Here is a 20,507-nt window from a genome sequence, read left to right as displayed (position 1 = left end):
GCCACGGCGCGGCCGGCCCGGCGGCGTCGTGGTCGTGGTCGTGCTCCTCGTCGCCGTGACCGCGCCCGTGCCCCTGCCCGTGCCCGACCTCGCCGGCCGACCGGCGGTGCCCGCCCCGCGACGGGCCACCCCGTCCGCCGCCGCCCCTCCGGGGACGACCGTCGCCCCGCCCGCCCGGCCGCCGTCGGTGCCGGTCCTCGACGCCGACGGCCGACCGGCCGCGCCGCCCGCCGTGCCCTCCTCTGCACCCGCCTCCGCGCCCTCCTCCGGACCCTCCTCTGCGGCGGGCCCCCGCTCACGCGCCGTCGGGGCCTGGGGCGGCGGCGCGGGGCTCGCGCGCGGCCTGCCGCGGGACGTGCCGCGCGGCCCCCGTCGCCCCGCCGTCGTCTCGACGGGGTCCGCCGCCCGCTTCGCGGAGCGGGTCCGCGCGCGCCGCACGCTCGCCCGGCGCAAGGTCGCCGCGGCGGCGGCCGCGCTCGTCGTGCTCGGCGCGCTGGCCTGGCTCCTGCTGTGGTCGCCGGTGCTCGCGCTCGACCCCGGCCGCGTGACCGTGACGGGTGCGAGCACGGTCGTGGCCGTCGACCGGGTCGACGCCGTCGTCGCCGCCCGCGCCGGCACGCCGCTGCCACGCCTCGACACCGTCGCGCTGCGCGACGACCTGCTCGAGGTCCCGGGCGTCCGGGAGGTGCGGGTCATGCGCGCGTGGCCCACGGGTCTGTCCGTCGAGCTCGTCGCCCGTCAGCCGGTCGCGGCGGTGCCCGAGCCCGGCGGCGGCGGCGGCTTCGCGCTGCTCGACGCCGAGGGCGTCCAGGTCGGCCGGGCGGACGCGGCGCCGGAGGGCCTGCCCGTCGTCGACGTCCCCGTCGGCGCCGCCCGCGCGCTCGCCGCGGTGCTGGCCGTCCTCGAGGGCCTGCCCGACACGCTGCTCGCCGAGGTCTCCGGCGTCGCGGCGCAGACGGAGGACACCGTGAGCCTGACCCTGCGCGACGGCGTCGTCGTCGAGTGGGGGAGCGCCGCCCAGACGCCGCTGAAGGTCGCGGTGCTCGACACCCTGCGTGCCTCGCCGACCTCGTCGGGGGCCCGCGTCGTGGACGTCTCCGCGCCCACCCTGCCCATCACGCGCTGACCGCGCGCCGGCTGGCGGCGCCGGCGCGCGACACGCGGGCGCCGGTCGTTGATCCCCTCCAGGGGCGGGCCTAGCGTCACGGACAGCAGCGCACCTGACATAACTCTAACCCTCAACCTGAACGTGAGGGTTTCGGCAGGCATCGAACGAGAGGCACCCCCGTGGCAGCACCCCAGAACTACCTGGCGGTCATCAAGGTCGTCGGCATCGGCGGCGGCGGCGTCAACGCCGTCAACCGCATGATCGAGGTCGGGCTCAAGGGCGTCGAGTTCATCGCCATCAACACGGACGCCCAGGCCCTGCTCATGTCCGACGCGGACGTCAAGCTCGACGTGGGCCGCGAGCTCACGCGCGGGCTGGGCGCCGGCGCCGACCCCGAGGTGGGCCGCAAGGCCGCCGAGGACCACGCGGAGGAGATCGAGGACGTCCTGCGCGGCGCCGACATGGTCTTCGTCACCGCGGGGGAGGGCGGCGGCACCGGCACCGGCGGCGCCCCCGTCGTGGCACGGATCGCCCGGTCGCTCGGCGCGCTCACCATCGGTGTCGTCACGCGCCCCTTCACGTTCGAGGGCCGCCGCCGCGGCGTCCAGGCCGACACGGGCATCGACGCCCTGCGGGCCGAGGTCGACACCCTCATCGTCATCCCGAACGACCGCCTGCTGTCCATCTCGGACCGCTCCGTCTCCGTCCTCGACGCCTTCCACTCCGCCGACCAGGTCCTCCTGTCCGGCGTCCAGGGCATCACGGACCTCATCACGACGCCGGGCCTCATCAACCTCGACTTCGCGGACGTGAAGTCGGTCATGCAGGACGCCGGCTCCGCGCTCATGGGCATCGGCTTCGCCCGGGGCGACGACCGCGCCGTCCAGGCCGCGGAGATGGCCATCAGCTCGCCCCTGCTCGAGGCGAGCATCGACGGCGCGCACGGCGTCCTCCTGTCGATCCAGGGCGGCTCCGACCTCGGCCTGTTCGAGATCAACGAGGCGGCCCGCCTCGTCCACGAGGCCGCGCACCCCGAGGCGAACATCATCTTCGGCGCCGTCATCGACGACTCGCTCGGCGACGAGGTGCGGGTCACCGTCATCGCGGCCGGCTTCGACAACGGGACGGCCTCCGGACGCAGCGACGCCCGCGCGCTCGGGCAGGTCGCCGGCGGCGGGCCGCGCAACGTCCCGGTGGGCGGCGCACGAACGGTGGTGCCGCCCGTGGTCGAGGAGCGCGACGACCTGGCGCGCCGCTCCCCGCTCACGCCGCAGCACGGGATCCCGCAGCACGGCGTCCCGCAGGCCGTCGGGCAGCACCCCGCCACGCCGCAGCACGGCACCCCCGCCACGGCGCCGGGCGGCCCCTCCGAGGTGCCGGGCTTCCTCTCGCCGGACCGCGAGCCCGTACCCGTCACGGGCGCGCTCGAGGTGCCCCGCACCTTCACCGACGAGCCGCGGCGCCAGCGGGACGACCTGGACGTCCCCGACTTCCTCAAGTGACCCGCGCGCCCGGGCCGGGCGCGGGCGTCGCGCCCGCGCCCGGCCCGGGGTGGCGGCCCGTCGACCTGGGCCCCGGCGTCGTCGCGGGCTTCACGACCCGCGACGGGGGCACCAGCCCCGCACCCTGGGACTCCGCCAACCTGGGCCTGGCCGTCGGCGACGACCCGGCCCGGGTCCTGGCGCACCGGCGAGCCCTGGCGGCCCGGGTCGGTGCGCCGGTGGCCTTCGCGACCCAGGTCCACGGCGCGACGGTGCTCCGCGCCCCGGCGCACCCCGCTGCCGACGCGGCTGCCGGGTCTCCTGGGGCCGGCCTGGCCGGCGGGGTCGGCGGGGTCGGCGGGGTCCAGGGGGTCGTCGCGGCCCCCGGCTCCGTGGGCGAGGGGGACGCACTGGTGGCGGTCGGCCCGGACGTCGCCGTCGGGGTGCTCGTCGCGGACTGCGTGCCCGTGCTCCTCGCGGACGCCGCCGCCGGGGTCGTCGCCGCCGTGCACGTCGGCCGGCGGGGTCTCGTCGCCGGGGTGCTCGCCCGCGCCGTCGCCGCGATGTCCGACGTGGGCGCCGACCCCGGCCGGACCCGCGCCGTGCTCGGCCCGGCGATCGCCGGACGCTCCTACGAGGTCCCCGTGGCCCTGCGCGAGGAGGTCGCCGCCGCCGTCCCCGGCACGGCGGCCCGCACCGCCTGGGGGACGCCCGCCCTCGACCTGCCCGCGGGCGTCGTCGCCCAGCTCGGCTCCCTCGGGGTCGGCACGGTCGAGGACCTGGGCATCGACACCTTCACGGACGCGGCGAGCTTCTCCTTCCGTCGCGCGGGCGGCGGGCCGACCGGCCGCCTCGCCGGCGTCGTGCGGGCCCCGTCGGTCTGAGCCGGCCCGGCCGCGCGACCGGGGAGGCGCCCGGGCACGGGCGGCGCGCCGCGCCGGGCGTGTCGCCCCGGGAGGCGGGGCCGGGGTTGCTAGCGTCCACGCAGGCACGTCGCGCGGGGCAGCAGCCGTGCGGCCGCCGCCGTCCGGCCGGCCGGCGCCTGCCGGTGCCGGCACCGGGGTAGGGACGACAGAGGAGAACGGGCCATGGCGGGAACGCTGCGCAAGACGATGCTCTACCTGGGGCTGGCCGACGACCGCGCCGACGCGGACGGGTACGTCGACGTGACGGACGAGACGGAGGCGGACATGGGTCGGGACACGGCGCACGAGCAGCAGCACGAGGCCCAGGTGACGCCCCTGCGGCGCGCCACGGGCGCGACCGCCGTCGCGGCGGTCCCCGAGCCGACGCCGTCCGGCCTGCGGCGCATCACGACGATCCACCCGCGCTCGTACAACGACGCGCGCCGGATCGGCGAGGCCTTCCGCAGCGGCACGCCGGTCATCATGAACCTCACGGACATGGACGACGCGGACGCCAAGCGTCTCGTCGACTTCTCCGCGGGCCTCATCTTCGGCCTGCACGGGGCCATCGAGCGCGTGACGAGCAAGGTGTTCCTGCTCAGCCCCGCGTCCGTCGAGATCGCGGGCGAGCCCGCCGCCGCCCCCGCTGAGCCCACGGGCCGCGCGGGCGGGTTCTACAACCAGAGCTGACGGGCGTGGGCTTCGTCACCGGCCTGCTGTACCTGGTCGTCCTGGTCTTCTTCCTGCTGCTGCTCGTCCGGCTCGTGCTCGACTGGGTCCAGGTGTTCGCCCGCTCGTGGCGGCCCACCGGGGTCGTCCTCGTCGTGGCCGAGCTGACGTACTCCGTCACGGACCCGCCCCTGCGGGCGCTGCGGCGGGTCCTGCCCCCGATCGGCATCGGCGCCGTCCGGATCGACCTGGCGTTCATGGTGCTGTTCTTCCTCTGCGTGGTGCTCATGGGGCTGCTGGGCTAGGTGGGAGGACGGGAAGGGGCCCCCCGCCGAGGGCCCAGGGGTTGTCGCATGGCGTGACGTGCCTGCAAACTCCGCTACCGTGAGCCGAGGCGGTCGGTGGAATCCATAGCCGCCGGTCAGACCGTTCGACCGACAGAGGTGACGACGATGGCACTGCTGACCGCAGACGACGTCCTGAACAAGAAGTTCCAGGCGACCAAGTTCCGGGAGGGCTACGACCAGGACGAGGTCGACGACTTCCTGGACGAGGTCGTCAACACGCTGCGGGAGCTGCAGGGCGAGAACGAGGACCTCAAGTCCCGCCTCGCCGCCGCCGGCGGCGAGGAGCGCGCGGAGGCCGCCCCCGCCCCCGTGGTCACCGCGCCGGAGCCCGAGCCCGTCGTGGTCGAGGCCGCGCCGGAGCCGACGCCGGAGCCGGCCCCCGTGGCCGCCGCCGCGGCGCCGACCCCCGCGCCGCGCTCCAACGACACGGAGTCCGCCGCCGGCATGCTGGCGCTGGCCCAGAAGCTGCACGACGAGTACGTGCGCAACGGCCAGGAGGAGTCCGAGCGGCTCCTCGGCGAGGCCCGGGCGCAGGCGACGCGGATAGTCCGCGAGGCGGAGGAGACCTCCGCCCGCACCCTCGGACAGCTCGAGCAGGAGCGCACGCTCCTCGAGCGCAAGATCGACGAGCTGCGGGTGTTCGAGCGGGACTACCGCCAGCGCCTCAAGAGCTACCTCGACCAGCTGCTCGGGGACCTGGACAACCGTGCCAACGCCCTGCCGGCCCGGTCGGGCCAGCCGGAGAACGCCGGCCTCTGACCGCCGCACCCGGCCCCTGCGGCCAGGGGCGCAGCACCGCCCAGCACGGCACGCCCGCACGTCGGGCGTGCCGTGTTGTGCGTGGGTGCGCACCCGACTACAGTCGCCGCACTTCGACGACAAGGGGGCCGTTGTGGCCAACGTCCACGCGCTGAGCAGCACGTCCGTCGCGGACCTCGAGCCCAGGCTCGACGGCCTCGCCCGCGAGTTCCCCGTCCGCGAGGGCGAGGAGCCCTGGACGGCCGACGAGGTGCGGGCCGTCGCCGTCGAGCTGGAGGGCGACGTCGCCCGGCTGACCGAGGAGCTCGCCGCCGCCGACGCCGAGCTGTCGGAGCTCCTGCGCAACTCCGGGGACGGCGCCGGCGACGACCAGGCCGACCACGGCTCGAGCGCCCTCGAGCGCGAGCACGAGCTGACCCTCGTGAACAACACGCGCGACCTGCTCCAGCAGACGACGCACGCCCTCGCCCGCATCGCCGAGGGCACCTACGGGACCTGCGAGTCCTGCGGCCGGGCGGTGGGCAAGGCGCGCCTGGAGGCGTTCCCCCGCGCGACGCTCTGCGTGGAGTGCAAGCAGCGCGAGGAGCGTCGCTGACCGCCACCTAGACTCGGCCGGTGCCCTCGACGCCCGACGCCCCGTCCGACGCCGCGCCCGGCGCCGCTCCCGACCCCGCCGCCGACGTCCGGCAGGAGTCGCCGCAGCCGGCCGGGCGCGCCGAGGTCGACCCGCTCGCCCCGGCGCCGGACACCGCCGGGGCGACCACGACGGAGCCCCTCGCAGGCGCGACGGCCGAGGTCGCGGCCGAGCCGGTCCCGGCGGCCCGTCGGCGCCGGCTGCTCGTGCTCCTCACGGCGCTCGCGCTGGGCGTGCTGGCGGTCGACCAGGCCACGAAGGTCTGGGCGCTCGGCGCCCTCCAGGAGGGCGTGCGCCGTCCCCTCGTCGGGGACCTGCTCGGGCTGCAGCTCGTCTACAACCCGGGCGCGGCCCTCTCGATCGCCACCGGCATGACGTGGCTGCTCACGCTCGTCGCGGTGGTCGTCGTGCTCGTCGTCGTCCGGGCCGTGCGGCGGATCGGGTCGACGGGCTGGGCCGTGGCGCTGGGGCTCCTGCTCGGCGGCGCGGTCGGCAACCTGCTCGACCGGCTCTTCCGCGACCCCGGCTTCCCGGAGGGGCACGTCGTGGACTTCCTGGCCTACGGCTCGCTCTTCGTCGGCAACGTCGCCGACATCGCCATCGTCGCGGCCGCGGTGCTCGTCGTCCTCCTCAGCCTGCGCGGCACCGGCCTGGACGGACGGCGCACCGATGCCCGCTGACCTGCGCGCGCTGCCCGTGCCCGACGGGCTGGCGGGGGAGCGGGTCGACGCGGCCCTCGCGCGCCTGCTCGGCCTGTCCCGGACCCGCGCCGCCGAGCTCGCGGAGGAGGGGGCGGTGCGCCAGGACGGGCGCGCGGTCGGCAAGTCCGAGCGGCTCGTCGCCGGCGCCTGGCTCGAGGTCGAGGTGCCGGCGGCCCGGCCCGCCGCGCCGCCCGTCGTCGCCGAGCCGGTCCCGGGCATGGCGGTCGTGCACGACGACGACGACCTCGTCGTGGTGGACAAGCCCGTGGGCGTCGCGGCGCACCCGTCGCCGGGCTGGGCCGGCCCCACGGTCGTCGGCGCGCTGGCGGCGGCCGGCTACCGGATCGCGACGTCCGGCAGCGCCGAGCGGCAGGGCGTCGTGCACCGGCTCGACGCCGGCACCTCCGGCCTCATGGTCGTCGCGAAGAGCGAGCACGCCTACACCGCGCTCAAGCGCGCCTTCAAGGAGCGCACGGTCGAGAAGGTCTACCACGCGCTCGCGCAGGGCCACCCCGAGCCGACGACGGGCACCATCGACGCCCACATCGGGCGGCACCCGGGGTCGGACTGGAAGTTCGCGGTGGTCGCGGACGGCAAGCCGTCGGTGACGCACTACGCGACGCTCGAGATGCTGCCGTCGGCCTCGCTGCTCGAGATCCACCTCGAGACGGGGCGGACGCACCAGATCCGGGTGCACCTGGCCGCGCTGCGGCACCCCCTCGTCGGGGACCTCATGTACGGCGCCGACCCGACCCTCGCGGCACGCACCGGCCTGGGGCGGCAGTGGCTGCACGCGGTCCGCCTCGGCTTCGAGCACCCCGGGACGGGGGAGTGGCTCGAGGTGTCCAGCGGCTACCCCGCGGACCTCGAGCACGCCCTGGAGACCCTCGCGGCGGGCTGGCGCTGAGGCGTCGCCACGGGGGGCCCTCGGCCCCCGCCGCGCCCCCGGCGGGGCGTGCCGGGGGTGTCGGACCCCCGACCTAGGATGGCGCGCATGGCGTCCTCCGGTGGTGCAGCAGACGACTTCGTCCACCTCCACGTCCACACCGAGTTCTCCATGCTCGACGGCGCGGCGCGCGTCGACGACCTCTTCGCCGAGGCCCAGCGGCTGGGCCAGCGGGCCGTGGCGATCACCGACCACGGCTACCTCTTCGGGGCCTTCGACTTCTGGAAGAAGAGCAAGGCCTACGGCATCAAGCCCATCATCGGCGTCGAGGCCTACGTCACCCCGGGCACGAGCCGCTTCGACCAGACCCGCGTGCGGTGGGGCGAGCAGCACCAGGCCTCGGACGACGTGTCGGCCCGCGGCGCCTACACGCACATGACGCTCCTGGCCCGCACGACGGCCGGCATGCACAACCTGTTCCGGATGTCGTCGCTGGCCTCGCTCGAGGGCCAGATGGGCAAGTGGCCGCGGATGGACCGCGACCTGCTCCAGACGTACTCCGACGGGCTCATCGCGACGACGGGCTGCCCCTCGGGCGAGGTCCAGACGCGCCTGCGGCTGGGGCAGTGGGACGAGGCCGTGCGCGCGGCGGGCGAGCTCCAGGACGTGTTCGGCAAGGAGAACCTGTACGTCGAGCTCATGGACCACGGCCTCGACATCGAGCGCCGGGTGGTCAAGGACCTGCGCCGGCTGGCGGATGCCATCGGCGCGCCCGTCGTCGCGACGAACGACCTGCACTACACGAAGCACGAGGACTCGGTCGCGCACGAGGTGCTGCTCTGCGTCCAGTCGGGCTCGACCCTGGCCGACCCCGACCGGTTCAAGTTCGACGCCGACCAGTTCTACCTGAAGTCGGCCGCGGAGATGCGGCGCGTCTGGGCCGAGGTGCCCGAGGCCTGCGACAACACCCTGCTCATCGCCGAGCAGTGCGAGATCGACTTCAACACGGACGCGAACTTCATGCCGCGCTTCCCCACGCCGGCGGGGGAGAGCGAGGACTCGTGGTTCGTCCAGGAGGTCGAGCGCGGGCTGCAGCGGCGGTACGCCGGGAGCATCCCGGACGACGTCCGCAAGCAGGCGGAGTACGAGACCGGCGTCATCACGAGCCTGGGCTTCTCGGGCTACTTCCTCGTCGTCGCCGACTTCATCAACTGGGCCAAGGAGCAGGGCATCCGCGTCGGCCCGGGCCGCGGGTCGGCCGCCGGCTCCATGGCCTCCTACGCCATGGGCATCACGGAGCTGGACCCGCTGCGCCACGGCCTCATCTTCGAGCGGTTCCTCAACCCGGAGCGCGTCTCCTGGCCCGACGTCGACGTCGACTTCGACGAGCGCCGGCGCGGCGAGGTCATCCGCTACGTGACGGAGAAGTACGGCGAGGACCGTGTCGCGCAGATCGTCACGTACGGCTCCATCAAGGCCAAGCAGGCCCTGAAGGACGCCTCCCGCGTGCTCGGCTTCCCCTTCGCCATGGGGGAGCGCCTGACGAAGGCCATGCCGCCCGCCGTGATGGGCAAGGACATCCCCCTCACGGGGATCTTCGACACGGGCCACGAGCGCTACGCCGAGGCCGAGGAGTTCCGGCAGCTCGTCGCGACGGACCCCGACGTGGCGCGGGTCGTCGAGACCGCGCGCGGCCTGGAGAACCTCAAGCGCCAGTGGGGCGTGCACGCGGCCGGCGTCATCATGTCGAGCGAGCCCCTGCTCGACATCCTGCCGATCATGAAGCGCCCGCAGGACGGCGCGATCATCACGCAGTTCGACCAGCCGGGCTCCGAGGCGCTGGGCCTCATCAAGATGGACTTCCTCGGGCTGCGCAACCTCACGATCCTCGACGACGCGCTCGACAACATCGTCGCCAACGGCAAGGAGCCGCTCCAGATCGAGACGATCGGCCTGGAGGACGGGCCGACGTACGAGCTGCTCCAGCGGGGCGACACGCTCGGGGTGTTCCAGCTCGACGGCGGGCCCATGCGCGCCCTGCTGCGCCAGATGCGCCCGGACAACTTCGAGGACATCTCCGCCGTCATCGCCCTGTACCGGCCCGGGCCGATGGGCATGAACAGCCACACGAACTACGCCCTGCGCAAGAACGGGCTGCAGGCCGTCGAACCCATCCACCCCGAGCTGGCGGAGCCGCTCGAGGAGGTCGTGGGCGTCACCCACGGGCTCATCGTGTACCAGGAGCAGGTGCAGAAGGCCGCGCAGGTGCTGGCCGGCTACAGCCTCGGCCAGGCCGACCTGCTGCGCCGCGCGATGGGCAAGAAGAAGAAGGAGATCCTCGACAAGGAGTTCGTCCCCTTCCAGGCGGGGATGCGCGAGCGCGGGTACTCCGACGGCGCGGTCCAGGCGGTGTGGGACGTCCTCGTCCCCTTCGCCGGCTACGCGTTCAACAAGGCGCACTCGGCCGCGTACGGCGTGGTCTCCTTCTGGACCGCCTACCTCAAGGCGAACTACCCCACGGAGTACATGGCGGCGCTGCTCACGAGCGTCCGCGACGACAAGGACAAGTCGGCGCTGTACCTCGGCGAGTGCCGCCACATGGGCATCACCGTCCTGCCGCCCGACGTGAACCAGTCCTCGGCGCTGTTCACCGCCGTCGGCAAGGACATCCGCTTCGGGCTCACCGCCGTGCGCAACGTCGGCGCCAACGTGGTGGACGCGATCGTGGCCACGCGGGAGCAGAAGGGCGCCTTCACGTCCTTCACCGACTTCCTCGACAAGGTCCCCGCGGTCGTCTGCAACAAGCGGACCATCGAGTCCCTCATCAAGGCCGGCGCCTTCGACTCCCTCGGTCACGCCCGCCGGGCGCTGCTGCTCGTCCACGAGCAGGCCGTGGACGCCGTCATCGGCGTCAAGCGCAAGGAGGCCGAGGGCCAGTTCGACCTCTTCGCCGACGTGTTCGGCGGGGGCGACGAGGAGCCGGGCAGCGGCTTCTCGGTCGCGGTGCCCGACGTGCCGGACTGGGACAAGAAGCAGCGCCTGGCGTTCGAGCGGGAGATGCTCGGCCTGTACGTCTCCGACCACCCGCTGTCCGGCCTCGAGCACGTCCTGGCCTCCTCCGCGGACGTCTCCATCGCCACCCTCATGGCGGACGAGGCCCGGCCCGACGGGTCGACGGTCGTCGTGGCCGGCCTCATCACCTCGCTCCAGCGCAAGATGTCCAAGCAGGGCAACCCCTGGGCCGCGGTGACCATCGAGGACCTCGAGGGCTCCGTCGAGGTGATGTTCTTCGGCGAGACGTACCTGGCCTACTCGACCGCCCTGGCGGAGGACGCGGTCGTCATCATCCGCGGCCGCGTGCGGCGGCGGGACGACACCATGCAGCTCCAGGCCATGGAGGTGTCGCTGCCGGACCTGTCGGCGTCGGCCGACGCGCCCGTCGTCGTGTCGGTGGCGGAGTCACGGTGCACCCAGCCCGTCGTGGAGCGCCTCCAGGAGGTGCTCCTGACGCACCCGGGCGCCAGCGAGTTCCACGTGCGGGTCGAGCGGCCCGGGCGCTCCGCGCAGCGCGTCGTGCTCGACCGGTACCGCGTGGAGCGGCACCCGTCGCTGTACGGGGACCTCAAGGCGCTGCTCGGGCCGGGGTGCCTCGCGACGCGGTGACGAGGAGCGCGCGGGCGGCCGGTGACCCACCGAGGTCGACGGGACCGGCAGCCGTATAACACTTGCGTTATAGGCGGTCGGCGAGCAGGGTGATGGCGTGCACCCGCTCGACGCGCTCGCCGACCCCGTCCGCCGCCGCCTCCTGGAGCTCCTGGCCCCGGGGGAGCGGCCGGCGGGCGCGCTCGTCGCCGCGGTCGGGGCGGAGTTCGCCATCAGCCAGCCCGCCACGTCCCGGCACCTGCGGGTGCTGCGCGAGGCGGGCCTCGTGACGTCCACCGCCCGCGGGCCGGTCCGCCTCTACGCGGTCCGGCCCGAGGGCCTGGACGTCGTGGGGGACTGGGTGGCCCGGGTGCGCGCCGCGTGGGAGCCGCGTCTGGACGCGCTCGCCACGGAGGTCGCCCGCGGCCGGCGGGCGACGGACCGACCCGAGGAGCACCCGTGACCCCCGACCCGAGCACCGCCCCGACCACCGCCGGCACCGGCGTCCCCGCGCGCACCCTGCTCGGCGCCCTCACCCCCGACGGCGACGGCCGGCGCAGCGTGCGCTTCGAGCGGCGGTACCCCACCGACCCCGCCGACCTCTGGTCCGCCCTCACGGAGCCGGACCGGCTCGCCCGCTGGCTCGGCGTCCTCACCGGCGACCTGCGCCCCGGTGGCCGGTACCACCTCGGTCTCGGGGCCTCCGAGGAGGACCACGCGCGCGGCGCGATCCGCACCTGCGCGCCGCCCCACCACCTGGAGGTGGACTGGAGCTACCCCGGCGAGGACGAGTCCTGGGTGGAGGTGACCCTCGCCGCCGTGCCGGGCGGCACGGCCCTCACGCTCGTGCACCACCGCCTCGTCGAGGACCAGGCGGTGGGCTACGGCGCCGGGTGGCACGCCTACCTCGACGTCCTCGCGGCGCACGGGCTCGGCCCGGCCGCGGACGGCCCCGGCGACGGCCCCGACGGCTGGGAGGCGCGGTTCGGCGCGCTCCTGCCCGCGTACCGGACGGCGGCGACGGGCGGCTGAGAGCAGCCCGCCGAGGGGCGTCGTGCCGGGCGGGGGGCGTCCTGCGGCGACCGTAGGATCGCCCCGTGATCTCCCGCATCGACCTGCGCGGCCGCACCCCGTCCCGTCGCGAGCTGCTCGCCGAGCTGCCGCGCGCGGAGGTGGACGTCGAGCACGCCGCGGCGCAGGTGGCGCCCGTCCTCGCCGACGTGCGGGAGCGCGGCGCGGCCGCCCTGCGCGACCTCGCCGAGCGCTTCGACGGGGTCCGTCCGGAGCACCTGCGCGTCCCGGCGGCCGAGATCGCCGCCGCCGTCGACGTGCTCGACCCGGCCGTGCGCGACGCGCTCGTCGAGGCCATCTCGCGGGTCCGCCGCGTCCACGCGGCGCAGCGGCCGACGGAGCGCACCGTCCAGGTCGCGCCCGGCGCCACGGTGCGCCAGCGCTGGTTGCCCGTGCGCCGGGTCGGCCTCTACGTGCCGGGCGGGCTCGCGGTGTACCCGTCGTCGGTGGTCATGAACGTGGTGGCGGCGCAGGAGGCGGGGGTGGCCTCGCTCGCCGTGGCCTCGCCGCCGCAGAAGGACCACGACGGCCGCCCCGACCCGGTGGTGCTCGCCACGTGCGCGCTGCTGGGCGTCGACGAGGTCTACGCCGTGGGCGGCGCGCAGGCGGTCGCGATGCTCGCCTACGGCGCGGCCGGCCAGACGGCGGCCGACGGCGCGACCCTGTGCGAGCCCGTCGACGTCATCACGGGTCCGGGCAACGTGTACGTCGCGGCGGCCAAGCGCCTCGTGCGCGGGGTGGTGGGCATCGACTCCGAGGCCGGCCCCACGGAGATCGCCGTGCTCGCCGACGCGACGGCCGACCCCGACCACGTCGCCGCCGACCTCGTCTCGCAGGCCGAGCACGACCCCCTGGCGGCCGCGGTGCTCGTGACGACCTCCCCGGAGCTGGCCGACGCGGTCGACGTCGCCGTCGCCGAGCGCGCGGCCCGCACCGCGAACGCGGCCCGGGTGCAGGTGGCGCTGGCCGGGCCGCAGTCCGCGGTCGTCCTCGTCGACGACCTCGACGCCGGGCTCGCGGTCGTCAACGCCTACGGCGCCGAGCACCTGGAGATCCAGACGGCGGACGCGGCGGCCGTCGCGGACCGGGTGACCAGCGCGGGGGCGGTCTTCGTCGGCGCCTTCTCGCCCGTCTCCCTCGGCGACTACCTGGCCGGGTCGAACCACGTGCTGCCCACGGGTGGCTGCGCGCACTTCTCGTCGGGGCTCGGCGTCCACTCCTTCGTCCGCGCCGTGCAGGTGGTCGAGTACGACCGCGCCGCGCTGGCGGAGGTGGCCGACCGGATCGTCGCGCTCGCCGACGCGGAGGGCCTGCCGGCGCACGGCGAGGCGGTCCGCGCCCGGGCCTGAGCGACGCCCGCGCCCGGGCCCGGCGGCCCCTCCGGCCCCGGACCGGCGGGACCGGTGCCGTCGGGGCGACCCTAGACTCGCCCCCGTGACCGACGCCCCCGTGCGCCCCGCGCCCGCCGGCCCGGCGCTCCCGCTGCGCCCCGAGCTCGCCGGGCTCGAGCCCTACGGCGCGCCGCAGCTGGACGTGCCCGTCCTGCTCAACGTCAACGAGAACCCGTACGCGCCGTCCGAGGACGTGGTCGCGGACATCGCGGCGGCCGTCGCGGACGCGGCGCGCGGCCTCAACCGCTACCCCGACCGCGAGGCCCTCGGCCTGCGCGGCGACCTGGCGGACTACCTCGCCGTGGAGTCGGGCGTGCGGGTCGCGCCCGAGCAGGTGTGGGCGGCGAACGGCTCGAACGAGGTCATGCTCCACCTGCTCCAGGCCTTCGGGGGGCCCGGCCGCACCGCGCTGTCGTTCGCGCCGACCTACTCCATGTACCCCGAGTACGCGCGGGACACCTCGACGGGCTGGGTCGTCGGCCGCCGTGCGGAGGACTTCGGCATCGACCCCGACGAGGCCGCCGCGCTCGTCGCGGACGTCGCCCCCTCCGTCGTGCTGCTCGCCAGCCCCAACAACCCCACCGGCACCGCCCTGCCGACGCCCGTCCTCGAGGCGGTGCTCGCGGCCGCCGCCCGGGTCCCCGGGGGCTGCGTCGTGGTCGTCGACGAGGCCTACGGCGAGTTCCGCCGCCGCGGCACGCCGTCGGCGCTGGCGCTGCTCGCCGACCACCCGCACCTGGCCGTGAGCCGGACGATGTCGAAGGCGTTCGGCCTGGCGGGCGCCCGCGTGGGGTACCTGGCCGGGAGCCGGGCGCTCGTCGACGCGCTGCGGGTCGTGCGGCTGCCGTACCACCTGTCGGCGGTGACGCAGGCGACGGCCCGGGCGGCGCTGCGCCACGCGCCGGCGCTCATGGCGCAGGTGGGCGCGCTGCGCGACGAGCGGGACGCGCTCGTGGCGTGGCTGCGCGGGCAGGACCTCGTCGCGGCGGACTCCGACGCGAACTTCGTGCTGTTCGGCCGCTTCGCCGACCGGCACGCCGTGTGGCAGGGGCTCCTCGACCGCGGCGTCCTCGTCCGCGAGACGGGGCCCGAGGGCTGGTTGCGGGTGTCGGTCGGCACGCCGCAGGAGACGGCGGCCTTCCGGGCCGCCCTCGTGGAGGTGGCGGGGCTGTGAGCACGACGACGGGCACGACGGGCACGACGGGCGGCACGACGGGCGCGGCCGGCGGCCGGCGGACGGGCCGGGTGGAGCGCACGACGAGCGAGTCGAGCGTCCTCGTCGAGCTCGACCTCGACGGCACGGGGCGGACGGACATCTCGACGAGCGTGCCGTTCTACGACCACATGCTCACCGCGCTGGGCAAGCACTCGCTCATCGACCTCACGGTCCGCGCCACGGGCGACACGCACATCGACGCGCACCACACGGTCGAGGACGTGGCGATCTCGCTCGGCCAGGCGCTGCGCCAGGCGCTCGGGGACAAGCGCGGCATCTCGCGCTACGGGGACGCCACCGTCCCGCTCGACGAGGCGCTCGCCCAGGCGGTCGTCGACGTGTCGGGGCGGCCCTACCTCGTCCACTCCGGCGAGCCCGCCGGGCAGGAGCTCCACCTCATCGGCGGCCACTTCACCGGGTCGCTGACCCGCCACGTGCTGGAGTCCATCGCCCACCACGCCGCCTTCACCGTGCACGTCCGCGTCCTCGCCGGGCGCGACCCGCACCACGTGGTGGAGGCCCAGTTCAAGGCGCTCGCGCGGGCCCTGCGCGCCGCCGTCGCCCTCGACCCCCGCGTCGAGGGCGTCCCGTCCACGAAGGGAACGCTGTGAGCACCACCCCCGACCGCCCCGACGACGACGAGGTCCTGCGCGCCCTGGAGCGGCAGCTCGCCGGCGACGACGCCGCGACGGGCCCCGGCGCGGGCGCGACGACGACCGCGGGCGGGGCCGGCGACGACGACCTCGGGTTCACGGTGCCGGACGACCTCGGGGCGCTGCAGGCCCAGCGCCCCGTGACCCGCGCGGTGCTCCTCACGCAGGTCGCGACGGCGCAGCCCCTGGCCGCCGCGTGCGCACTGTCCAAGGTCGACGCGGACGTGGTCCCGACGCCGGTCGGCGCGGTCGCGGTGCTGCGCGACCCGACGGCGGGCGCGACCGCGGCGGGCGCCCTCTCGGCGCTGCTGCGCGGCCTGCCCGTGGTGCTCGTCGAGCGGCGCTCGGGCGAGCTGTCGGCCGCGCGCTGGACGGACGGCGCGCACGCGGCCGACCTCGCCCCGGGCCTCGTGCTGTCCGACGTGCCGGAGGTGCTCGAGGACCTGCTCCTCACCGACCTCGCCGTCGACGGGCTCGAGGGCGTCGTCACGAGCGTGGGGATGTCCCGCGTCAAGGCGATGGCGACGCTCACGCGGTTCGGGCGCCGCAAGGGCTGAGGCGCGGGCCGGTCCCGCGGGCCGGGGCGGGCCCCGGCGCGCGGTCCGCCCGCGGGGGCCCGGTATCCTCGCGGTCGTGCCCCGCCCGCCCCGCGTCGTCGTCCTCGACTACGGATTCGGCAACGTCCGGTCCGCCGTCCGCGCCCTCGAGCGCGTCGGGGCGGAGGTCGAGCTCACCGCCGACAAGGCCGCCGCGCAGGAGGCCGACGGGCTGGTCGTGCCCGGCGTGGGCGCCTTCGCGGCCGTCATGGAGGGCCTGCGCGAGGTCGGGGGCGACCAGGTGGTCGACCGCCGGCTCGCGGGCGGCCGTCCCGTGCTGGGCATCTGCGTGGGGATGCAGGTGATGTTCGCCGAGGGCGTCGAGCACGGCGTGCGCACGGAGGGCCTGGGCCAGTGGCCCGGCGTCGTCGAGCGCCTCGAGGCCCCCGTCGTCCCGCACATGGGGTGGGCGTCGGTGGAGCCGCCGGAGGGCTCGCGGCTCTTCGCCGGGCTCCAGGACGAGCGCTTCTACTTCGTGCACTCCTACGCGGCCCGCGAGCTGCCGCTGCCCCCGGCGGCGGGGGAGCACCCGATGCCGCCGCCCCGCCTCACCTGGTCCGACCACGGCGGGCGGTTCGTCGCCGCGGTGGAGAACGGCCCGCTGGCCGCGACGCAGTTCCACCCCGAGAAGTCCGGGGACGCGGGCGCGCAGCTGCTCGAGCACTGGGTCGACGGCCTTCGCTGAGGCGACGGCCCCACCCGTCCCGCCCGGCGAGCCCGCGACCCACCCGCGCCGTCCCGTCCTGCGCGGCCCGACCCGCCGCCGGCACCCCGCCGGCCCGACCACCCTGGAGGGTGCACCGCATGTCCCGCCTCGAGCTCCTGCCCGCCGTCGACGTCGCGGACGGGCAGGCCGTCCGCCTCGTCCAGGGAGAGGCGGGCTCCGAGACGTCCTACGGCGACCCCCTGTCCGCCGCGCTGGACTGGCAGTCCGGCGGTGCCGAGTGGGTGCACCTCGTGGACCTCGACGCGGCCTTCGGGCGCGGGTCGAACGCGGCGCTCCTCGCCGACGTCACCGCGGAGCTCGTGCGCCGGGGCGTGCGCGTGGAGCTCTCGGGCGGCATCCGCGACGACGCCTCGCTCGAGCGGGCGCTGGCGACCGGCGCGACGCGCGTCAACCTCGGGACCGCCGCCCTGGAGGACCCGGCGTGGACCGCGGAGGTCATCGGCCGGCACCGCGCGCAGGTGGCCGTCGGGCTGGACGTGCGCGGCACCACCCTGGCCGCCCGTGGCTGGACGCAGGAGGGCGGCGACCTCTGGGACGTCCTGGCCCGCCTCGAGGACGCCGGGTGCTCGCGCTACGTCGTCACGGACGTGACGAAGGACGGCACGCTGCGCGGGCCCAACGTCGACCTCCTGCGCGAGGTCTGCGCCCGCACCGACGCCCCGGTGGTCGCCTCGGGCGGCGTGTCGTCCCTGGCGGACCTCGCCGCGCTGCGCGAGCTCGTGCCGCTCGGCGTCGAGGGGGCGATCGTCGGCAAGGCGCTCTACGCGGGCGCGTTCACCCTGCCCGAGGCGCTCGACGTCGCCGGCCGCCCGTGACGGCCGGGGGTCGGGCGCTGCCGCCCACGTCCCCCTTCGCCGGGGACGACGGGCGCGCCGACCCGCGTCTCGCCGCGGCCCTGGCCCGGCACGCCGGTGCGGCGGGCCCGGCCGGCCCGGCGGCGGGGCTCGCCGAGGTCGTGGCGGCCCTCGCCGCGGCGCGGGTCCTCGTCCCGGTGCTCGCCGTCCTCGAGGAGGCGGGCGAGGTCGAGCACGACGGCCACGCGCACGCCGTGGACAAGGAGGCCTCCGCGGGCGTCGTGGCGCTGCGGACCGCCGACGGCCGGACCGCGATGCCCGTGTTCTCGTCCGTGGCGGCGATGACCGCCTGGCGGGCCGACGCCCGTCCGGTGCCGACCGCGGGGCCGCGCGCCGCGCTCTCGGCCGCGGGGGAGGGCTGGGAGGTGCTCGTCGTCGACCCGGCCGGGCCGGCCACCGCGGTCGTGCCCCGCCCCGCGGTGTGGGCGCTGGCCCAGGGCCTGCCGTGGGCCCCCGCGGTCCTCGACGGCGAGGTCGACGCCGAGGTCGCCGGGGCGGTGCGCCGCGCCCTGGCGGACGTGCCCGGCGTCGTCGCCGCGGGCACCTCACCCGGGACGCGCGCGGAGGTGGCCGTCACCGCGGTGCTCGTGCCCGGCCTCGACCGCGCGCGGCTCGACGCCGTCCTGGCCCGCGTCAACGCCGCCCTGGCCGCCGACGAGGTCGTGGCCGCGCGGGTGGACTCCCTCGAGCTCCGCGTCCGCCCGGCGACGCAGGCCTGATCGTCCCGCTCCCGTCCGGTGGCCCCGCGGTGGGTCCGGTGGGGTAGGTGGGCCGGCGACGAGGGCTCAGCGGCGCCGCAGCGCATGGGCGAGGGCGAACGCGACGCCGACCACGGCCACCGCGACCTGGCCCCCCGCCACGACGCGGCCGAGGTCGAGCGCGGGGTGCCAGTGCGCGCCGCCGTCGTCGACGACGTAGACCCCGAGCGGGCGCACCGACCCCGTGGCGGACCCCCCGGAGCCGCACAGGGGCCCCCCGTACCGGCCGGACGCGGTGGCGGACCGCACCCGGGCCACGGGGATGACCAGGGCGTCCCCGCGGTCCCACGCCGGGCCGAAGACGCGGCCCACGTCCGGCGCGGTCGGCCACGGCGCGGCCGGCCCGGCGGCGTCGTGGTCGTGGTCGTGCTCCTCGTCGCCGTGCCCGCGCGCGTGCCCGTGCCCGTGCCCGTGCCCGTGCGGGTGCTCGCGCTCGTCGTGCACGTCGTCCCCCTCCCGCCGGGCGCGGCCCGGCCCCTGGCGCGGCCCCGTCAGACGACGGAGCCCGTGAACCGCTCGCCCGGGCCCTCGCCGGGCGCGTCGGGGAACGGCGAGGCCTCGCGGAACGCGAGCTGGAGCGACCGCAGGCCGTCCCGCAGGGAGCGCGCGTGCTGGTTGCCGATGTCGGGGGCCGCGGCGGTGACGAGCGCGGCGAGCGCGGTGATGAGCTTGCGGGCCTCGTCGAGGTCGAGGAAGTCGGCACCGCGACCCGTGGGGCCGTCCTCCGCGAGCCCGCACTTCACGGCGGCCGCGCTCATGAGGTGCACCGCCGCGGTCGTGATGACCTCGACCGCCGCGACGTCGGCGATGTCGCGCGTCGCCCCGTCCACGACCTCGTCGCCGCCCGTGCCGGCCGGGACGAAGGTGTGGGTGGCGGAGCGGGGGCGGGGGTCGTCGTCGGGGACCATGGGACGATCCTGGCACCTCGCCGCGCCGCGCTCCGCCCGGCGGGGCGTCTGGTAGAGTCGTCCACCGACTGACCAGCGGCGGCGACGCGACGGTCCGGCCCCCGGGCCGGTCGAGCGGAGCCGGCGCCGGTGCACAAGCGGAGATCCTCTCCCACCCGTGCTCCGACCGACCGCCCCCCGGGGCGGACGACGGGGGCCGGGTCCGGTCCGTCACGGGTCCTGGTGACCCGTGCGTCCGCCCGTCGGCACGCCCGACGGTCGGCACGGTGCTGCGAGGGCCTCCGCCTGTGCTCAGGGTGGGGGCCCTTCCCCTGTCCTGGCGGTCCACCACCACGACTTGAGGAGCATCCCCATCAGCACCAGCGAGCCTCGCATCAACGATCGGATCCGCGTCGCCGAGGTCCGCCTGGTCGGCCCGAACGGCGAGCAGGTCGGCATCGTCCGCGTGGAGGACGCGCTGCGCCTGGCCCAGGACGCCGACCTCGACCTCGTCGAGGTGGCCCCGACCGCCCGCCCGCCCGTGTGCAAGATCATGGACTACGGGAAGTTCAAGTACGAGGCCGACATGAAGGCCCGTGAGGCGCGTCGGAACCAGGCCAACACGGTTCTCAAGGAGATCCGCTTCCGTCTGAAGATCGACCCGCACGACTACGGCACGAAGAAGGGCCACGTCGAGCGGTTCCTGTCCGCCGGGGACAAGGTCAAGGTCATGATCATGTTCCGCGGCCGCGAGCAGTCGCGCCCGGACGCCGGCGTGCGCCTGCTCCAGCGGCTGGCCGACGACGTCTCGGAGCTCGGCTTCATCGAGAGCATGCCGAAGCAGGACGGCCGCAACATGATCATGGTGCTCGGGCCGACGAAGAAGAAGGCCGAGCAGCGCAACGAGCAGCGTCGCGCCGCGCAGTCGCAGCGCCCGGAGCGGCCCGAGCGCGTCGAGGACGACATCGACGACGAGGACTACGCCGACGAGGCCCCGGCGACGACGGCCGAGCCCGTCGCGACCCCGGAGCCGGCCCTCGCCCCCGCGGCGGTGGCCCCGTCCGTCGCAGCACCGCCGGCACCGGCGGTGAGCACGGCTCCGGCCGCGACCACCGCGCCGTCCGCGCCGTCCGCCCCCTCGGCCCCGTCGGCACCGCGCCCGGCGACGAGCCGTCCGGCCCCCGCCACGAGCCGCCCGGCCCCGACCGGTGCCCCGCGCCCC

The 20,507-nt window shown here is 76.3% G+C and carries 22 protein-coding genes; 20 read left to right on the top strand and 2 right to left on the bottom strand.

Annotated elements, in window-relative coordinates:
- The 19 genes from EJA20_RS14555 to EJA20_RS14465 form a co-directional block, all read left to right on the top strand.
- A partial coding sequence (locus EJA20_RS14555; protein WP_240675524.1) for a cell division protein FtsQ/DivIB occupies positions 1-1,126 on the top strand: 1,126 nt, incomplete at its 5' end.
- Between the two features lie 161 nt (positions 1,127-1,287).
- Positions 1,288-2,610, top strand: a complete 1,323-nt coding sequence (gene ftsZ / locus EJA20_RS14550) for a cell division protein FtsZ (protein WP_129339221.1) — start codon at positions 1,288-1,290, stop codon at positions 2,608-2,610.
- Positions 2,607-3,473: a purine nucleoside phosphorylase YfiH/LACC1 family protein gene (locus tag EJA20_RS14545; protein WP_129339220.1), complete on the top strand. Its 867-nt coding sequence runs from the start codon at positions 2,607-2,609 to the stop codon at positions 3,471-3,473. The genes ftsZ and EJA20_RS14545 overlap by 4 nt, the downstream gene beginning before the upstream one ends.
- 204 nt (positions 3,474-3,677) lie before the next feature.
- The gene (locus tag EJA20_RS14540; protein ID WP_129339219.1) at positions 3,678-4,184 is read left to right on the top strand and encodes a cell division protein SepF; all 507 of its coding nucleotides are present in this window, start codon (positions 3,678-3,680) and stop codon (positions 4,182-4,184) included.
- Positions 4,185-4,189: 5 nt separating this feature from the next.
- Positions 4,190-4,468 carry a YggT family protein gene (locus EJA20_RS14535; protein ID WP_129339218.1) on the top strand — a complete coding sequence of 93 codons (279 nt, stop codon included), beginning with the start codon at positions 4,190-4,192 and terminating at the stop codon, positions 4,466-4,468.
- A 147-nt stretch (positions 4,469-4,615) separates the two neighbouring features.
- The gene (locus tag EJA20_RS14530) at positions 4,616-5,269 is read left to right on the top strand and encodes a DivIVA domain-containing protein (protein WP_129339217.1); all 654 of its coding nucleotides are present in this window, start codon (positions 4,616-4,618) and stop codon (positions 5,267-5,269) included.
- Positions 5,270-5,420: 151 nt separating this feature from the next.
- Positions 5,421-5,864, top strand: a complete 444-nt coding sequence (locus EJA20_RS14525) for a TraR/DksA family transcriptional regulator (protein WP_240675526.1) — start codon at positions 5,421-5,423, stop codon at positions 5,862-5,864.
- A 20-nt stretch (positions 5,865-5,884) separates the two neighbouring features.
- Entirely contained in the window at positions 5,885-6,583 is a 699-nt protein-coding gene (locus EJA20_RS14520; RefSeq protein WP_338068831.1) for a signal peptidase II, read from the top strand.
- Entirely contained in the window at positions 6,573-7,511 is a 939-nt protein-coding gene (locus EJA20_RS14515) for an RluA family pseudouridine synthase (RefSeq protein WP_129339215.1), read from the top strand. Before EJA20_RS14520 ends, EJA20_RS14515 begins: the two co-directional genes overlap by 11 nt.
- An 87-nt stretch (positions 7,512-7,598) precedes the next feature.
- The gene (gene dnaE, locus EJA20_RS14510; protein WP_129339214.1) at positions 7,599-11,153 is read left to right on the top strand and encodes a DNA polymerase III subunit alpha; all 3,555 of its coding nucleotides are present in this window, start codon (positions 7,599-7,601) and stop codon (positions 11,151-11,153) included.
- Positions 11,154-11,250: 97 nt separating this feature from the next.
- A complete protein-coding gene (locus EJA20_RS14505) occupies positions 11,251-11,595 on the top strand; it encodes an ArsR/SmtB family transcription factor (protein WP_129339213.1) in 345 nt (114 codons plus the stop codon).
- Positions 11,592-12,164 (top strand): SRPBCC family protein, encoded by a 573-nt coding sequence (locus EJA20_RS14500; protein WP_129339212.1) that lies wholly within the window; start codon positions 11,592-11,594, stop codon positions 12,162-12,164. The genes EJA20_RS14505 and EJA20_RS14500 overlap by 4 nt, the downstream gene beginning before the upstream one ends.
- 65 nt (positions 12,165-12,229) lie before the next feature.
- Positions 12,230-13,552 carry a histidinol dehydrogenase gene (hisD, locus tag EJA20_RS14495; RefSeq protein ID WP_129339211.1) on the top strand — a complete coding sequence of 441 codons (1,323 nt, stop codon included), beginning with the start codon at positions 12,230-12,232 and terminating at the stop codon, positions 13,550-13,552.
- A gap of 85 nt (positions 13,553-13,637) precedes the next feature.
- Positions 13,638-14,768, top strand: a complete 1,131-nt coding sequence (locus EJA20_RS14490) for a histidinol-phosphate transaminase (protein WP_240675523.1) — start codon at positions 13,638-13,640, stop codon at positions 14,766-14,768.
- A gap of 71 nt (positions 14,769-14,839) precedes the next feature.
- Positions 14,840-15,421, top strand: a complete 582-nt coding sequence (gene hisB / locus EJA20_RS14485) for an imidazoleglycerol-phosphate dehydratase HisB (RefSeq protein WP_129339224.1) — start codon at positions 14,840-14,842, stop codon at positions 15,419-15,421.
- Positions 15,418-16,020 (top strand): hypothetical protein, encoded by a 603-nt coding sequence (locus EJA20_RS14480; RefSeq protein WP_240675522.1) that lies wholly within the window; start codon positions 15,418-15,420, stop codon positions 16,018-16,020. The genes hisB and EJA20_RS14480 overlap by 4 nt, the downstream gene beginning before the upstream one ends.
- A 76-nt stretch (positions 16,021-16,096) precedes the next feature.
- A complete protein-coding gene (gene hisH, locus EJA20_RS14475) occupies positions 16,097-16,744 on the top strand; it encodes an imidazole glycerol phosphate synthase subunit HisH (protein ID WP_129339210.1) in 648 nt (215 codons plus the stop codon).
- Positions 16,745-16,863: 119 nt separating this feature from the next.
- Positions 16,864-17,601 carry a bifunctional 1-(5-phosphoribosyl)-5-((5-phosphoribosylamino)methylideneamino)imidazole-4-carboxamide isomerase/phosphoribosylanthranilate isomerase PriA gene (gene priA / locus EJA20_RS14470; protein WP_129339209.1) on the top strand — a complete coding sequence of 246 codons (738 nt, stop codon included), beginning with the start codon at positions 16,864-16,866 and terminating at the stop codon, positions 17,599-17,601.
- A complete protein-coding gene (locus EJA20_RS14465; protein ID WP_129339208.1) occupies positions 17,598-18,359 on the top strand; it encodes an SseB family protein in 762 nt (253 codons plus the stop codon). Before priA ends, EJA20_RS14465 begins: the two co-directional genes overlap by 4 nt.
- A gap of 66 nt (positions 18,360-18,425) precedes the next feature.
- Here the strand turns inward: EJA20_RS14465 and EJA20_RS14460 are convergent, their stop codons facing one another.
- Positions 18,426-18,842, bottom strand: a complete 417-nt coding sequence (locus tag EJA20_RS14460; RefSeq protein ID WP_129339207.1) for a hypothetical protein — start codon at positions 18,840-18,842, stop codon at positions 18,426-18,428.
- A gap of 47 nt (positions 18,843-18,889) precedes the next feature.
- Entirely contained in the window at positions 18,890-19,306 is a 417-nt protein-coding gene (locus tag EJA20_RS14455) for a DUF1844 domain-containing protein (RefSeq protein WP_240675521.1), read from the bottom strand.
- Between the two features lie 337 nt (positions 19,307-19,643).
- Here EJA20_RS14455 and infC point away from each other — a divergent pair.
- A partial coding sequence (gene infC, locus EJA20_RS19555; RefSeq protein WP_240675520.1) for a translation initiation factor IF-3 occupies positions 19,644-20,507 on the top strand: 864 nt, incomplete at its 3' end.

The organism is Cellulomonas endophytica (assembly GCF_004123805.1).
In the GTDB taxonomy this organism is placed as follows: domain Bacteria; phylum Actinomycetota; class Actinomycetes; order Actinomycetales; family Cellulomonadaceae; genus Cellulomonas; species Cellulomonas endophytica.
Note: the sequence above shows the minus strand (reverse complement) of the source record. Positions and strands in the feature narration are given on the sequence as shown.